The 15,627-nt window shown below is 58.3% G+C and carries 13 protein-coding genes; all 13 read right to left on the reverse strand.

Translation table 11 applies throughout. From position 1 onward, the window contains the following. Positions 1-38: 38 nt before the first annotated feature. Entirely contained in the window at positions 39-1,238 is a 1,200-nt protein-coding gene (locus tag PKE71_RS15080) for an SAM-dependent methyltransferase (RefSeq protein ID WP_271187826.1), read from the reverse strand. A 124-nt stretch (positions 1,239-1,362) separates the two neighbouring features. Next, the gene (locus tag PKE71_RS15085; RefSeq protein ID WP_271187827.1) at positions 1,363-1,671 is read right to left on the reverse strand and encodes a P-II family nitrogen regulator; all 309 of its coding nucleotides are present in this window, start codon (positions 1,669-1,671) and stop codon (positions 1,363-1,365) included. 48 nt (positions 1,672-1,719) lie between these two features. Further along, entirely contained in the window at positions 1,720-4,170 is a 2,451-nt protein-coding gene (locus tag PKE71_RS15090) for a phosphoketolase family protein (protein ID WP_271187828.1), read from the reverse strand. 24 nt (positions 4,171-4,194) lie between these two features. Beyond that, a complete protein-coding gene (gene ppk2, locus PKE71_RS15095) occupies positions 4,195-4,965 on the reverse strand; it encodes a polyphosphate kinase 2 (protein ID WP_271187829.1) in 771 nt (256 codons plus the stop codon). Between the two features lie 3 nt (positions 4,966-4,968). Further along, a complete protein-coding gene (gene petA / locus PKE71_RS15100; protein ID WP_271187830.1) occupies positions 4,969-5,496 on the reverse strand; it encodes a ubiquinol-cytochrome c reductase iron-sulfur subunit in 528 nt (175 codons plus the stop codon). A 93-nt stretch (positions 5,497-5,589) separates the two neighbouring features. Then, positions 5,590-6,252: a c-type cytochrome gene (locus PKE71_RS15105; RefSeq protein ID WP_271187831.1), complete on the reverse strand. Its 663-nt coding sequence runs from the start codon at positions 6,250-6,252 to the stop codon at positions 5,590-5,592. 18 nt (positions 6,253-6,270) lie between these two features. Beyond that, a complete protein-coding gene (locus PKE71_RS15110; protein ID WP_271187832.1) occupies positions 6,271-6,759 on the reverse strand; it encodes a porin in 489 nt (162 codons plus the stop codon). 62 nt (positions 6,760-6,821) lie between these two features. Next, entirely contained in the window at positions 6,822-7,565 is a 744-nt protein-coding gene (locus tag PKE71_RS15115) for a hypothetical protein (protein ID WP_271187833.1), read from the reverse strand. A gap of 61 nt (positions 7,566-7,626) precedes the next feature. After that, the gene (locus tag PKE71_RS15120; RefSeq protein ID WP_271187834.1) at positions 7,627-8,079 is read right to left on the reverse strand and encodes a pseudoazurin; all 453 of its coding nucleotides are present in this window, start codon (positions 8,077-8,079) and stop codon (positions 7,627-7,629) included. Positions 8,080-8,226: 147 nt separating this feature from the next. After that, positions 8,227-9,552 (reverse strand): APC family permease, encoded by a 1,326-nt coding sequence (locus PKE71_RS15125; protein WP_271187835.1) that lies wholly within the window; start codon positions 9,550-9,552, stop codon positions 8,227-8,229. A 17-nt stretch (positions 9,553-9,569) separates the two neighbouring features. Beyond that, positions 9,570-11,978 (reverse strand): heavy metal translocating P-type ATPase, encoded by a 2,409-nt coding sequence (locus PKE71_RS15130; protein WP_271187836.1) that lies wholly within the window; start codon positions 11,976-11,978, stop codon positions 9,570-9,572. 70 nt (positions 11,979-12,048) lie between these two features. Beyond that, the gene (gene cueR, locus PKE71_RS15135; protein ID WP_271187837.1) at positions 12,049-12,459 is read right to left on the reverse strand and encodes a Cu(I)-responsive transcriptional regulator; all 411 of its coding nucleotides are present in this window, start codon (positions 12,457-12,459) and stop codon (positions 12,049-12,051) included. After that, positions 12,456-15,626: an efflux RND transporter permease subunit gene (locus PKE71_RS15140; RefSeq protein WP_271187838.1), complete on the reverse strand. Its 3,171-nt coding sequence runs from the start codon at positions 15,624-15,626 to the stop codon at positions 12,456-12,458. The genes cueR and PKE71_RS15140 overlap by 4 nt, the downstream gene beginning before the upstream one ends. Position 15,627 lies beyond the last annotated feature (1 nt).

Consider the following 15,627-nt stretch of genomic DNA (forward strand, 5'->3'; position numbering starts at 1 on the left):
TTCTGGGTCACATACCGTTCCAGGCCCGTACAGCTGTATCACCGGTACATATAATCGCGCGTCAGTGGAATAGCGTCCTGCCTGTGGCCGACCAGGATTTGGTAGACGTTGTGAAACCCATGCCGAAAGGATGCCTCACTACTGGCGAGATAGAAGTCCCACATCCGCACGAAGCGATCATCATACAGTGACCGTGCCTCGTCCGCCCTGCTCAAGAACCTTTCGCGCCACGCCTTCAGCGTTTCTGCATAATGCAGACGCAGCACTTCGATATCCAGCAAGACCAGGCCAGACTTTTCAATTGCAGGCAGGATCTCCGATAGAGCAGGAATGTACCCGCCTGGGAAAATGTGCCGGGCGATCCAGGGGTTTGTCGCCCCGGGACCAGGCCTTCGGCCAATAGTGTGTACGAGCGCCGAGCCGGTTTCTGCGAGGTGGCCCGCTATCCAATCAAAATACTCTTGATAATGCGGTACGCCGACGTGTTCGAACATGCCAACAGAGACTATCTTGTCGAAAGTCCCGTCCAGGTTACGGTAATCCTCCAACCTGAATGTCACGCGCTTGTCGAGGCCCGCCGCCCTTGCTCGCTCCTGAGCGAGGCCAAACTGTTCGCGGGAAAGAGTCACTCCGAGAACGTCGATGTCTGCCGTTTTGGCCAGATGCAGAGCAAGCCCTCCCCAACCACATCCCAAGTCCAACACCTTCTCCCCTGATTTGAGACAAAGCTTCCTGGCGATGTGGTCTTTTTTCAGCCGCTGAGCATCCTCCAGCGACGTGTCCGCATCCGGGAAGTATGCGCAGGAATATTGCATGTCCTCGTCCAGAAACAGCCGGTACAGGTCGTTTCCGATGTCATAATGATGCGCAACATTGCGGGCTGCCCTCTCTTGTAGATTGAACTGAGCGACAGTTCTGGAGAGCTTTCGAAGGACAGACCATGGTGACCCTCCCTCACCGGTCGCGTCGAGGACATTCGTCCAGAGAAGATCCAGCAGGTCATAGAGATCGCCCGTCTCCTGCACCAATCCCTCGTCGACATACGCCTCACCGAACTGCAGGTCGGGATCGAACAGGATACGGCGGAGCCAGCCGCTCGTTTTCAGGGATACGCGAAGGGCATTATCGCGATCCGGTCCCAAGAAAACGTTTTCACCGCCCGGAAGAACGATTTCGAGTCCGCCTTCACGAATAGTGTCCCGGAGTCTGCTCTCGATAACTCTTTTCCAGAAGCCCATGACGTGCTCTCCACTGATTCCGCGGGGCGCCGTCCAGCGTCTGGCGCGATGCGACTGACGACGCCCGAGGCATTGCTCCCCTGCCAGGATCGTCAACTTCCAGCCGACGAACAGAGTCCGTCAGTCAAGCGATCGAACTGGACAGATTGTGAAATTCCTCGACCGGTGAGACCGCAAGTATTCCCCCATCCTCTGCAGCTGGGCCCAGCACCTCGCGGATAGCCGACACGACTTCGGCCACTCGGTCTTCGGAGAGAAAGAGCTGGAGCCGGGCATGGGTCGTCATGAGGTCGCGCTGATAGAAATTCTTGTACGCACCGTATCCCTTGGTGTGGGTGACGCTGACCCCCGGGACATTCAGTCGGCGGAGGCGTTCTTCTACCGGCTCAACCATTTCGGGGCTGATAATGGCGGTCAGGTTTTTCATGGCCATCGCTGTTCTCCTGCTTGCCCCTCCCCGATGATTACGCCTCAAGGACCTCTACCCCTCGAAGCTCGCCCAGAATCCGGCGTCCGGCGCTTTTTCGCCCCCCAGAACAGCCATCTCCGACGATGTCAGAATCGTGTCTGGCCGCTTGCCCGAGGCCCGGCAGGCCTGCTCGACAATGTGGGCCCAACTCTGCTTGTTCGCATACAACATGCCTCGCACATCGAGCGTTCCACCCCTGTTCCTGAAGCCAAGATAAATTGTCTGTTGTGGACCGGTGTCCAAGGGCCGAAGACAACCGGCTATCGGCTCAGCCCGGCCGTGCGTTACAAAAACCCGAGCCCTCGCGTTGGAAGGGAAAAGGTCTTCAACCAGCTGGCGCTGAGCCAAATGCCGGGCCTCCAGACCATCTCTTGGCGCTCTGAAACGACCCGGCTCTGCCATATAGATCAGGCTGTTCGAGAGGCCCGACTCCTCGAGACGCGCTGACGCCAGGCAGGCCTGTTCAAGCTGGTAGCCGCCAATCGCCGTAAGTACCAGAGCCTCATCGCCATTGCCACGCAACCTGACCGCTCCGTCCTCGGCCAGGCGCCGAGCATCTCGCGGCGTGAAAAATGACCTCATATTTCGTTTCGGGCAAATGATGTTCCAGATCTCACCCCGGCTTTTGTAAGCCTGCTCGATTACGCCCGCTGCACTGTTTGCGTCAGCTGGAAAGACGACCCTGCACATGTCGGACATCTCCCCGAGCAGTGCTTCGCACAATGTCGGATCCTGATGCGAAAGTTCGTTTTTCCCATTCTCCCACACATGAGAGGTGGAAATGATAGGTAGACTTGTCCAATGCAAAGGCTTGCCGGACTCCTTCAGGTGGCGCGAAAAGATCAAATCCTGCCGGATTGCGCCAAGCATTTTCACGGCGAACGCTTCGTAGGAAACGACCAAGGCCAATCCGGCCTTGTTTGCGAGCGCCGCACAAACGACGGCCTCCTCGTTAAGCGCCGTGATCACCCGGCCATCAACCGCTTCAGCGATACCTTCCTCGGGAGAACACACTCGATGCTTTAGCAGATCGAGCGTCTCATTCATTCGGTTCGAGCGCATTTCGTCGGGGTTTCCGACCCGAATTCGCACGTCTTCATTCTGCCTGAACAGCGCAGCAACATAACGGTCGATGGCGGCCATCGGGGACCCGGCCTCCTCCTCGGCCAACCACTCCGGCTCAGGGTGCGCCAGGTCGCAAGGGTCGCGGGCAATCATGGGGTGATCACGCTCCTTGGGCCGGATGGTCGCAGCGTGGTTGTTCATGGTCATCACGCTGCGCCGCAGAAGATCGGCAGGGACAAATAACTTCTCTGCACCGGACTGAAAGAGTGCGCGCATGGACTCATCCTCGGCAGGGCTGCCCTCGAGCGGCAGATTGTGTGCCCGATTGGTGCCGGCCCCTGGAAATCCAAAGCCCTTGACCGTTTCGGCGATTCCGTAGTGCAGCCTCACCGGGTATTGCATCTCTCCGCGCTGAATCGCGGCAGAACAGGCCTTAAGTCTGGCCTCGATCTGCAAGATGCCCCATGCAATGGAAGCGGGATCCGTGCCATCCAGGTCAATCGGATCAAAACCGTTCAGCGCGAGATGTCTGCGAAACCAGTCTACACCGCCGTCCTGCGCCATACTTGAACGCTGGTCGATCCGGCGACCATTGGCGATCATAATCGGCGACACGAGGCCGGTATCCTCCGCGCGCCACCACCGAGGCGCCCAATCCGAACCTCTCTGCTCTTCGAAGGCCCCGTCGCTCAGGAAGGCGACCAGCTTCTCCTCGGGAAGCGGCATATGGGGATACATCAACTCTGCGAAACCCAGATAGCCGCCCTCGATCATTCCGCCCGCGGTGGTGGCATTCACATGGCTGCCTAATGGGGAGACAGGGCGCCCTTCGGCATCGATCTGGCATGAATAAAAATCCGACACAAAGCGCGAGAGCCTGTCCCGATCCCAGCCGTAGCGCTCTGCCTGACGCTCCGAGAGGTTCTCAACGATCAGGTTCAGCGCATCTATAGCGGCCACACAATGCCCCTGCCCCATCAGCCAGGAGCGAGTCTCTCCTGACAAGGCATTCGCGAGCAGATATCCCGTATACGCTGGCACCATGTTCAACGCGCCGCCTGTGTGGCCTTCGGGGTTGTCCTTGAAGTCGGATGGCTGCAAAGGCTGCCCGTCCGGCCGCACGGACTTCGCATACGTCATGTGAACGACAAGCCACATTCCGGCACTCGCAACCCGGTCTGCTGCGATGAACAGATCGAGTACAGCAGAGCGATCCGGCAGCTGACCGAGCGATACCAACTCGTTGGCTAGTTCGTACACGCGGCACTGAGTCAATGGGTCATGCGAGATGACTCCATATCCTTCAGCCCACTCCGCAAATCGCTTGTCATGCGCTCGGTATTCGCCGGCCTTCGCTCGAACGAGACTTTGCTCATGGCCCAACAATTCTGTGCTCATCGTCTGCACGTCCTTTTTGCCGACTCACGCGTGCAAGTCGGAATTGCTGAAAATTTCGCCATCAAACTTCAACGTCCGGGACGGGTCGCGCGGATATTGATGCTGATCGACAAGCGGGCACGGGATTTCGGAAAGAATCAGCCTGATTGCCTCAAGTCTGGCAAAGCGCTTGTCATCGGCGTTGATGACAAGCCAGGGCGAGGCAATACTCGATGTGCGTTCGAGCATATCGTTTCGCGCCTCCGTATAGTCCTGCCATTTTTCCAATGCGACCGCGTCAATCGGACTCGATTTCCAGGCTTTCAAGGGATCGGATTCACGGCGAGCAAGCCGCTTGGCCTGCTCTTCCCGGGAGATATCGAGATAGATCTTGAGGATCGCGAATCCCGCATCAATCAGCAGATTCTCGAAGGTCATCACATCTCGAAAGAAGCTTTCCACGTCTTCGGCCGACGCGAATCCCATGACGCGCTCCACACCCGCCCGAGTGTACCAGGAGCGGTTGAAGAGAACGATCTGGCCGTCTTGCGGCAAGTGCGCGACATAGCGCTGGAAATACCAGCTCGCTTGGTCAGCATCGCCCGGCTTTCCCAGCGCGACGACCCGGAGATCGCGCGGGCTGAGATGCTCGCTTACACGCTTGATCGTACCATCCTTCCCCGAGGCATCCCGGCCTTCGAATAGCACAAGCACTTTGTGCCCGTGAGCGATTACGTGGCGCTGGACCTTCACGAGCTCGATCTGAAGGTCATTCAGTGCCTTGCGATACGCCTTGCGCGCGAGCGTAGCCTCCACGGGTTAATCTCCGATCCGAATCCGAGCGTCCGAGAGAAAGCGGTACGGCGGTATCTCCAGGTTCTTGGGCGCCGGTCCTCGCCGAACACGTCCGGAAACGTCGTATACCGAGCCATGGCACGGACAATACCATCCGCCGAACCGCCCTCTGTTGTCATTGCTGGATTGCCCGAGGGGTACGCATCCCAGATGCGTACACACGCCGATAACCACCAGCCATTCCGGATCAAGCACGCGATCCGCGTCGATTTGCGGGTCAATCAGATCCGGATTGTCGTCGTCGGCCCGTGCGAGCTCCAGCGATTCGGACGTTCGCCTCTCGATAAAAACGGGCCGCTCTCGCCACGCAACAGTCAGCCTCTGGCCGGGTTCAAGCGCTGACACGTCAACTTCAGTCGTGCCCGCCGCAAGCGTGTCCGCCGCAGGATTGAAACTGTCGATAAACGGCCAGGCAACCGCGCCCAGACCTATGACCCCCGCTCCGGAAGCAGCGACATAAATGAAATCACGACGAGATACCTTCTCTGACATCGCTGCCTCCAGGCCGGGGTTCACGCGAAAAGCTCCCAATGATCGGGCTCGCGCCACAAAGGCTGTCAGCCCTTCGGTTGCCCGGCAACCACGTTAATCGCCTCCATCGGGCTCCGGGACCGCCAACAGGGTCCGGAGGTATGCCAGGGTATCCGCCATATCCTGTGCCTCCAGGTCAGGATTCCCTCCGAGCGCTGGCATCGCCATGATTGATCCCTCGCCTTGGAACCCGTTGACCATGTGGTCAAGCAACAGGGAGTCAGATTGCATCAAACGCCCCTGGGGCCCGCCGAGCACCGGCATGCCCTCGAAGGCGCCCTGACCGCTATCGCCGTGGCAGGCGATGCAGGTTTGCTCGTAGATCGACCGACCATTGTCCAGGTTGGCCGATGTCAAATCGAAACGTGGCCGCTCCTCGACTTCGGGCCTGGGCGATGACTCGCCACGACTGGCGGAGCTCGACATCAGGAAAGCTCGAATATCCTCCGCGACATCTCCAGGGATATTGGCCCGGACACGCATGTGCGTGACCGATACATCCCAGAGTTCCGGGGTGAGTTCACCCGGCGAACGGATATTGTGGCACCGGCCACAATTGTCGGCCCACGCTTGCGCGCCGCGACCAACCTGATCAGCGGAAAAGTCGTAACGACCATCCGCTTGAGGCGGCGGCGCTTGCGCCGTGTCCTCCTGAGCGACGACAGCAGCGGTCACTAAGACCGCTGCGACGCCGAGCAAAAATCCCGCTCGTACCATTTAAAAATCCCTCCTTGATTAGAAGCCATACGAGAATTGAAGCAGTACGCGTGTCTCCTCCTGTACGTCGTCATCGTGTCTGGCAGTGAATTCGCGCTGTTGGAGAACGCCGCGCGTGACGATGGATGGCGCCAGCCAGAAATTCACTCCAACGTCCCAGCGTTGTTCCGCAGCTTCTTCGGCCAGTCCGTCCAGACCGCTAACTTCATACTCGCCGTAGCGCATGGTCGGTTCGACGCGTCCCAGCCAGGGGCGTTCGGCGGTACCGGACAGCCGGTAGGCCGCCTGGACATACCAAGCTGTGCTCTCAAGCTTCGGCAACGCCACGATACCTGCCGCGCCTTGGTATCCGGAATTGATGGGATCCCGAGTCGAATTCAGATATTCAGCCCGAACATCCCACGGCCCGCCGGTATAGGCGGCGTCAATTCCCCACAAAAAAACGTCCGCATCAGACAGTTCGGGGCCGTGTGCATCGTCACCTGTCTCGCTGCCCGACCCGACCAAAGGCCGGGCTTCGGCATGCCCCCCGGCGTCCACTTCGGCAGGCGCACCCGATACCGAAGCCCTCAGGAAAGATGCTCCGATTTCGAGATCGGGGACCGGCAGAAAACCAAAGCGGCCGGAAAGCGCCTTGTCGCTATTGTCATCGCCGTTGAATGCCTCCAGCGCGAGCCCGCCTTCATGGCTGACCGCGGCCCGTTGCCGAGTGCGATTGCATAGGTGAGCAGACCAGGTTCAAGATTGAATCCGCCACGCACCATGACACCCATGTCGGATCCCGGCTGTACGCCGTCATGCCCAAAACCGGCTGGCGCATCCGCCATTCGATTGATCCATGACGGGTGAAGTCGTTCCTTGAACTGACCGACCGGGCTTAGAAACTGCCCGATGACCACAACCGCGTTCGGGTGGGCAAGGATATTTGCCTGCGCATATTCCAGCGTAACTTCCGTGCCCGCATCTGTATTCTCGATTTCTGCTTCCGCTTCCAGAAGCACCAGGTCCTGATACTGAAAATGGAAGGCCGGGTTGAATCGAACCCGCGTGAACTGCGAAGAGGTATTTCCGACATCGGGGTCCGAAAACACCAACGATGCGTCCGCATAGCCAGCAAGGTGCCAGGAAGTTTGCGCTGAACGATCCACACCGGACAGACCGGGAAGATAGCCTCGGCCACTCGATGTGCGTTCCGCGGCAGACGCGTCCTGCGCCGAGGCCATGCCAACAGCACTGACGAGGAGAAAGCTCGCGACGCCGAGTTTCAACACCCGGCGTACGAATTGATGCTTGGGTGTATGATTGTATGTCATTTGTCCCTCATTCGTCGCCGAAGGGGCCGAAGCCGTTTCCGGCGACCTTTTCTGGTGGCCGTCATTCAGCGTCGAGCTGGTCGAAGAGCGCGCCCATGCGGCGCCGGGCAAGCCCTGGATGCCTTGCGGACCGAGCCTCTTCGCCATTGACCGCGTCGCCGTCGCCCACATTGATCAGGACAACCATTCCGGCTGCATAGTGGGGAGCGCACTTGATGCCGTAGAGGCCTTCCTCGCTGAACGTCACTGTCACGGAATCATTCAATTCACCTCGAAACGGCTCCGCCCCTTCAGGCATCATACTGGCGATGGATTCTGCGTTGTGGCTCGGATTAGTTGGCAGAAAAGTCACCGTGTCGCCGGGCTGGAGCTCGAGCAGAGCGGGCTCGAATACCATGGCACCTTCGGTGCCACGATTGAGCATGTGGACCTCATAGTCCTCGGCCAAAGCTGAAGCGGGCGTCGTCAATCCGATCAGACTTGCCACAGCTGCAGCATAAGCAATTTGTCTCATATCTAACTCCTGTATTAACCACAAACAAATTGCGGCCTATACTGGAATTACGAGCGAAGCCGCCTTACCCCTCAGTCCCGTGGCGCGGCAGGTTGACGCATCGGGCGGACAACTGTGAGGTCATTCCGACCCCGCGAATTCAACCAATTAGTGACTGTGCTGAGCATGATCGTCTGGATCGTCAAAATCGCGGCGACGAAGGAAAACTCTTTCAAGGACAAACACGCCGACCATGATCGCCACGGCAACCATCACGATGATGGGGTCGTGCTGGAGCTTGGTGGCGACCAGCCCCGCTAGGACCGCTAAATCGATGACTAGAGCAGTGAGAACAACCGGCAAGCTGGCCTGAACACCCGTTCGCAGATGTCTCAGCACCCCCCAGTGAACGGCCAGGTCCATCACGAGGTACAACATGGCACCCAACGCGGCGATCCGCGACAGATCGAAGAGGATAGTCATGACCGCCGCCAGGGTAATCGTGTAGACCAGCATGTGGGTTTGAATCCGCCCCGGCATGCCAAAATGCCGATGCGGTATTAGTTGCATGTCAGTCAACATGCCCAGCATGCGGGAGACAGCAAAAACGCTTGCAACCAGACCCGAGGCCGTCGCCAGCATGGCCAGAAGGATCGTGACCAGGCGTCCTGTATCGCCAAAGGTTGGCCGCGCGGCCTCGGCGAGAGCAAAGTCCTTGGCGTCCACGATGGCATCGATCGGCAAACTTGCGCCGACAGCCAAGGCCACGAAGATATAGACGACGACGCAAGCCAAAATCGCGAGAATGATCGCCCGACCGACATTGCGATGCGGGTCCTTGATCTCGCCGCCACTATTGGTGATGGTCGTAAAACCCTTGAAGGCCAGAACACCGAGCGCGAGCGCGGCCAGAAAGCCTAGAACGCTTGGCTCGTACGGGGTTCTGCTCGGCTCGACCGTCAAGCCCTGAGCCGCCCAGAACCCCGCAAAGGCAAGCGCTGCGATTCCGATCACCTTGACCAATGCCAGGAAGACGGAAAAGAAGCTGACGACACGATTGCCGAGCAGGTTGACGGCAAACGCCGCGAGGATCAGTCCGACTCCGAGGGCTGGGATGATTATCGGACTGGCCTGCCAGCCGAATAATTGCGCTGTGTACGTGCCAAACGTGCGGGCGACCAAGCTTTCATTGATCACCATGGAAAAGGCCATCAGCAAGCCGGCGCTCGCCGTAATGGCGGTGCGACCATAGGCTTTTTCCAGGAACATGGCGATACCGCCGGCCGACGGAAAGGCATTGGCCAGTTTCACGTAGGAATAGGCACTGAAGCCTGTCGCGACGGCCGCCGCCACGAATACCCAGACGAAGGCGTTGCCGGCCAGTTCGGCGATCTGACCGGTGAGGGCGAAAATACCCGCCCCGATCATAACGCCCGTGCCCATCGCTATAGCCCCGAACAGGCTGAGTGAGTTCGTCTTATAGGCCTTGTCCATCTTCGCCTCGCTACAGATCAGAGTTTGACGGAACGCAATCGCAGAGAATTCGAGATCACCGAAACCGAGGACAGGCTCATCGCCGCCGCGGCGAAGATCGGTGAAATCAAAATGCCCAGGAACGGGTACAGCACGCCGGCCGCGATGGGCACGCCCGCAGCATTGTAAACCAGCGCAAAGAAAAGGTTCTGCTTGATGTTGCGCATGGTAGCGCTGGCCAGGCGCCTAGCTCGGACAATCCCGTTCAGATCCCCCTTGATGAGAGTGAAGCCTGCGCTCTCGATCGCGACATCTGCGCCTGTTCCCATGGCGATACCAACATCCGCCTGCGCCAGCGCGGGCGCGTCGTTTACACCATCTCCTGCCATCGCGACACGTCGCCCTTCGGACTGCAAATTCTGAATGATCCGTGCCTTGTCTTCGGGAAGGACGTCAGCGCGAATTTCGTCAATGCCGAGCCGCGCGGCGACTGCGCGAGCGGTTTTTTCATTGTCGCCTGTCGCCATGACAATCTTGAAGCCAAGACCATGCAGCGCTTCCAGGGCTTCTGGCGTCGTCTCCTTGACCGGGTCCGCAACGCAGACCAAGCCGGCGACCGCACCGTCGATCGCGACGAACATGACGGTTTCGCCTTGCTCGCGACGATTATCCGCCGTCTCCGCCAGATCGGTTGCTGCGAGACCCAGCTCTTCAAGCAAGCGAGCATTGCCAAGCGACACAGCCCGACCATCAACCCGACCGATCACGCCCTTGCCCGTGATCGCTTCAAAGTCTTGCGTTTGGGCAAGTTCCAGTCCTTTTTCCAGCGCGCCCTCGACAATAGCCTCTGCCAACGGGTGTTCGGATCCTCGCTCCAGACTAGCGGCCAGTCGAAGTAGCTCATCGTCCGTGTGTTCATCACGGGTGATGACTGCCACGAGCTTTGGCTTGCCCTCGGTAAGCGTACCGGTCTTGTCCACAATCAGAGTATCGACTTTGGCGAAACGCTCGAGCGCCTCGGCGTTCTTGATCAAAACACCCGCCTGCGCACCCCGCCCTGTTGCCGTCATAATCGACATTGGCGTGGCAAGACCGAGCGCACACGGACAGGCGATAATCAACACCGCTACCGCGGATACCAGGGCATAAGCCATAGCGGGAGGCGGCCCCCAAATGGACCATGACACAAAGGAAATGACAGCGATCAGGATGACGGCGGGAACAAAACGGCCCGAGATGACGTCAGCAAGCTTTTGAATCGGGGCTCGGCTACGCTGGGCATTAGCCACCATCTCGACGATCTGGCTGAGCATCGTGTCGGCACCGACACGTTTGGCTTCGATGATCAAGCTGCCAGTGCCGTTGATCGTCGCACCCGTTACCGCGTCACCAGTCGTTTTTTCGACCGGTACAGGCTCCCCGGATATCATGGATTCATCGATGGACGATCGACCATCAACGACCTCGCCGTCCACGGGAATTTTTTCTCCAGGTCGAACACGTACGCGGTCTCCCACCTCAACATCCTCGAGTGGGATTTCTTCCTCACTCCCGTCCGGCCTGATTACTCGAGCCGTCTTGGCGGCTAGGTCAAGCAGGGCCCGGATGGCAGACCCCGTCCGCTCGCGCGCGCCAAGCTCCATGACCTGGCCCAGCAAAACGAGAACAACGATCACGGCGCCGGCTTCGAAATAGACGCCCACATGGCCGTCCGCGCCGCGAAACCCCTCTGGGAAAATGTCGGGCACTATCACCGCGGCGACGGAGAAGATGTAAGCGGCTCCAACGCCCATCCCGATCAGGGTGAACATATTGAGGTTTCGCGTGATGACCGACTTTGCCCCACGCTCGAAGAACGGCCAGCCGGACCACAGGATGACAGGTGTTGCCAAAATAAGCTCAGCCCAACCAGCAATGCCTTCGCCAATCGCTTCGCGGACAAATCCCAGTCCGACATATGGCCCCATGGATAAGACGAGCAAGGGCAGTGTCAAAACAGCCCCGATCCAAAACCGGCGGCGAAAATCCACCAATTCAGGGTTCGGTCCCTCGTCCCCAGTCGGTACCCCCATCGGCTCCAGGGCCATGCCGCAAATCGGGCAGTCGCCGGGGTGGTCCTGTATGATTTCCGGGTGCATGGGGCAGGTATATTCAGTGCCCGCCGGCATGTCGTCGTAGACCTGCTTGTGTGCACCGGAGAGATAATGCTCAGGATCTGCGACGAACTTGTCATGGCAGGACGAGGAGCAGAAATGAAAAGTCGCTCCGTCATGGGACGCCTGGGGTTTGCCGGCATCTGGATCAACATCCATTCCGCAGACTGGATCGGTCACTCGTTCACTGCCGTGGCCATGATGAGTATGGTCTTGAGCGCCATCACCACAACACGCGTGCGTCGGTGCCTCGCCTTTACAGCAAGAACCAGAGTCTTTGTCTGATGTTGTCATACAGGTCTCCATATCCGATATTGCGACGTATGATCCGGCTTCCAGTCACTGGAAGGTCAACAGGCGTTGATCACCCTACCTCCGGTATCGTCGTAATGCGCTGAGCCAAGCCTTCCACGATCGGGCAATCGGGCCGATCATCGCCATTGCAGCTGCTGATCAGGCGGCGTAATTCACGCCGCATCGCTAAAAGCTCTTTGTGTTTGACGTCCAATATATTGAGCTGTGCCTGGGCAGTTGATTTTACCTGGCCGCTCGAGCGTGTCGGGTCTTCGTATAGCGAAAGAAGGCGTCGGCATTCCTCCAATGAGAAGCCGAGGGAGCGTCCATTGGCGATGAAAGCGAGCTTTTGAACATCACGGGCATCATAGACGCGATATCCATTCGCGGCCCGGGCAGGCGAAACTAAACCAACCTCCTCGTAGTAGCGGAGGGTCTTGGACGGAAGGCCGGTTAGTTTCGCTGCCTGGTTTACGTTCATTCCGCAGGCGCTCCCTCAATCTGCTTGTCATCCTGTTTGGGTTTGCGGCCTTTCAGGACGGCTCGTTGCCACAGCAAGAAGGCCGCAGGAATAACCAACAAAGTCAGGATGGTCGCACTTGTCATGCCGCCCACCATTGGCGCCGCAATGCGCCGCATGACTTCTGATCCGGTGCCGGTACCAAACATAATCGGCAAGAGGCCGGCCACAATCACCGCAACCGTCATCATGATCGGTCGAACACGCATGAGCGCGCCCTCCACGATCGCTTCTCTCAAATCGGCCGCTGTCATGTCTCGACCTTCATCGCGCGCGAGCGCCTTTCTTCGAGCCAGGGCCTGTTCGAGATAAACGATCATCAACACGCCAATTTCGACAGCCACGCCAGCGAGCGCAATGAAGCCCACACCGACAGCGACAGACATGTTGTAACCGAGCAAATCGAGCAGCCACAAACCGCCCACCAATGACAGCGGCAGTGTGACCATGATCAACAGGACCGGGATCAGCCGACCAAAGTTGAGGAACAAGAGGAGCACGATGATCACAATCGTAACCGGAACCACAATGCTCAACTTGGCTTTGGCCCGCTCCATATACTCGTATTGACCGGACCAGCTGATCGAGTAACCGGCCGGCAAGTCGATATACTCTTCCACGGCGGCCTGTGCGTCAGCGACATAGCTACCGATATCAACATCAGCGATATCGATATAAATCCAGCCATTCAGGCGGGCATTTTCACTGCGAATAACGCCAGGTCCGTCCGACACGCCGATTTCAGCAATGCGCGACAGCGGGATTTGAGCACCTGACGGGGTAACGATCGGCAGGGCGCGAAGCTCGTCGATCGAGCCTCGATAATCACGCGGGTAGCGTAGATTTACCGGATATCGTTCCAGACCTTCGACACTCTCCGTGATCGTCATGCCTCCAATTGCCGTACGTACGACGTCGTGAACGTCAGCCACATTGAGACCGAAGCGTGCCGCCTCGAGTCGGTCAACATCGATATCGACGAAACGACCACCTGTTACGCGTTCGGCATAAACCGAAGCCGTACCCGGCACGGTCTCGATGACATCTTCGATTTGTTGGCCTATCTCCGCGATCACTTCGAGATCAGGTCCTGCGACTTTCACGCCCACAGGGGTTTTGATGCCGGTTGCCAACATATCGATGCGGTTGCGGATCGGCATGATCCAAACATCTGTCAAGGAAGGAACATCAACCAAACGGTCAAGTTCTGCGCGGATGTCATCCATCGTCACGCCGGGGCGCCACTCTTCGCGCGGCCGCAACTGAATCGTCGTTTCGATCATCGTGAGCGGGGCCGGGTCAGTGGCCGTGTCGGCTCGGCCAGCCTTGCCATAGACGGTCAGGACCTCCGGCACCGTCGCGATAAGCCGGTTCGTTTGCTGGACAACCTCTGCAATCTTGCCCGCGGAGACGGCCGGATAGGCGCTTGGCATGTACAGTAAATCGCCTTCATCCAGATCGGGCATGAACTCGCTGCCCATTCTCGACAGCGGCACCGCCGCACTGGCCATGACCAAAACCGCCAGGCCGACCATCACCCATGGGCGAGCCATTACGACGCTTATGAAGGGGCGATACGCTGCGATCAAAATGCGGTTGATCGGGTTTTTGTGTTCAGGCGTGATTTTTCCGCGAATAAAGAATCCCATCAGCACTGGAACAAGCGTTACCGAGAGCCCCGCAGCAGCAGCCATCGCATAGGTTTTGGTGAAAGCCAGAGGGTGGAAGAGGCGACCTTCCTGTGCCTCCAGAGCGAAGATCGGCACGAAACTGAAGGTTATGATCAGGAGCGAGAAGAACAGCGCCGGGCCAACCTCGACAGCTGCATCAGCGACAATCCGCCATCTGTTCTCGGGTGTTATCTCTTCCTTCTCGATATGCTTGTGCAAGTTCTCGATCATCACGATAGCGGCGTCGACCATGGCGCCAATCGCAATCGCGATCCCGCCCAGTGACATGATGTTTGCGTTGATCCCCTGCGCGTTCATGATGATGAAAGCCGCCAGCACGCCAAGCGGCAGGCTGAGAACAATCACTAGCGACGAACGCAGGTGGAAAAGGAAGATCGCGCAAATCAGGGCAACGACGAGAAATTCCTCGATAAGCTTTTCCTGAAGGGAGTGTACGGCGCGTTCAATCAGCCCAGCACGATTGTAGGTGGTGACAATCTCAACACCGTCAGGAAGTGACTCTTCAAGCTCGTGAATGCGTTCTTCAACGCGCTCGATCGTTGCCAACGCGTTTTCGCCGTAGCGCATGATGATGACACCGCCGACGGCTTCGCCCTCACCGTTAAGCTCGCCAATGCCGCGCCTGAGCTCCGGTCCGATCTGGATGTCAGCAACATCGGAAAGCAAAATCGGCGTGCCGTTTTCAGTCACACTTACCGGGATAGCCTCCAGATCCTCTATGCCTTGTATGTAGCCGGACGCACGGACCATGTATTCCGCTTCGGCCATTTCGATCACGCGACCGCCCGACTCCTGATTGCCGCGCTGGATCGCCATACGAAGATGAGAAAGCGGGATATTGTAGGCGCGTAGACGGTCCGGATCGGCAACGACTTGGTACTGTCGCACCATACCGCCGATCGTCGCGACCTCGGAAACGCCCTCAATGGTTTGAAGCTCATATTTGAGGAACCAGTCTTGTAAGGATCGCAGCTCGGAGAGGTCGTGCTGGCCGGTGCGGTCTATGAGCGCATACTGATAAATCCACCCGACACCCGTCGCGTCTGGGCCCAGGGCTGGCGATGCTCCTTCTGGCAAGGTCGGGGCAACTTGGGAGAGGTATTCCAGGACCCGTGATCGAGCCCAGTAGAGGTCCGTCCCATCTTCGAAAATGATGTAAACGTAGCTGTCGTTGAAAAAGGAATAGCCTCGGACCGTGACGGCGCCCGGCACCGCCAACATGGCTGTCGTCAGCGGATAGGTGACTTGATCTTCAACGACCTGAGGGGCTTGTCCGGGATAGGTCGTCTTGATGATGACCTGAACATCAGAGAGGTCGGGAATGGCGTCGAGCGGGGTGCGGCTAAGCGAGAAGGCCCCAAATACAGCCAACAAGACGGCCATGATAAGGACAATCAGACGGTTGCCGATTGACCAGCGAATGATGGAAGCAATCATG

This window comes from Maricaulis virginensis (genome assembly GCF_027922185.1).
Classification (GTDB): domain Bacteria; phylum Pseudomonadota; class Alphaproteobacteria; order Caulobacterales; family Maricaulaceae; genus Maricaulis; species Maricaulis virginensis.

What these genes read in the sequence shown, in the direction of transcription:
- PKE71_RS15120 (WP_271187834.1), bottom strand. Translation starts at nt 8,079, where the DNA reads ATGAGACAAATTGCTTATGCTGCAGCTGTGGCAAGTCTGATCGGATTG.
- PKE71_RS15115 (WP_271187833.1), bottom strand. Translation starts at nt 7,565, where the DNA reads ATGACATACAATCATACACCCAAGCATCAATTCGTACGCCGGGTGTTG.
- petA (WP_271187830.1), bottom strand. Translation starts at nt 5,496, where the DNA reads ATGTCAGAGAAGGTATCTCGTCGTGATTTCATTTATGTCGCTGCTTCC.
- PKE71_RS15090 (WP_271187828.1), bottom strand. Translation starts at nt 4,170, where the DNA reads ATGAGCACAGAATTGTTGGGCCATGAGCAAAGTCTCGTTCGAGCGAAG.
- PKE71_RS15085 (WP_271187827.1), bottom strand. Translation starts at nt 1,671, where the DNA reads ATGGCCATGAAAAACCTGACCGCCATTATCAGCCCCGAAATGGTTGAG.
- PKE71_RS15125 (WP_271187835.1), bottom strand. Translation starts at nt 9,552, where the DNA reads ATGGACAAGGCCTATAAGACGAACTCACTCAGCCTGTTCGGGGCTATA.
- PKE71_RS15130 (WP_271187836.1), bottom strand. Translation starts at nt 11,978, where the DNA reads ATGACAACATCAGACAAAGACTCTGGTTCTTGCTGTAAAGGCGAGGCA.
- PKE71_RS15105 (WP_271187831.1), bottom strand. Translation starts at nt 6,252, where the DNA reads ATGGTACGAGCGGGATTTTTGCTCGGCGTCGCAGCGGTCTTAGTGACC.
- PKE71_RS15080 (WP_271187826.1), bottom strand. Translation starts at nt 1,238, where the DNA reads ATGGGCTTCTGGAAAAGAGTTATCGAGAGCAGACTCCGGGACACTATT.
- cueR (WP_271187837.1), bottom strand. Translation starts at nt 12,459, where the DNA reads ATGAACGTAAACCAGGCAGCGAAACTAACCGGCCTTCCGTCCAAGACC.
- PKE71_RS15140 (WP_271187838.1), bottom strand. Translation starts at nt 15,626, where the DNA reads ATGATTGCTTCCATCATTCGCTGGTCAATCGGCAACCGTCTGATTGTC.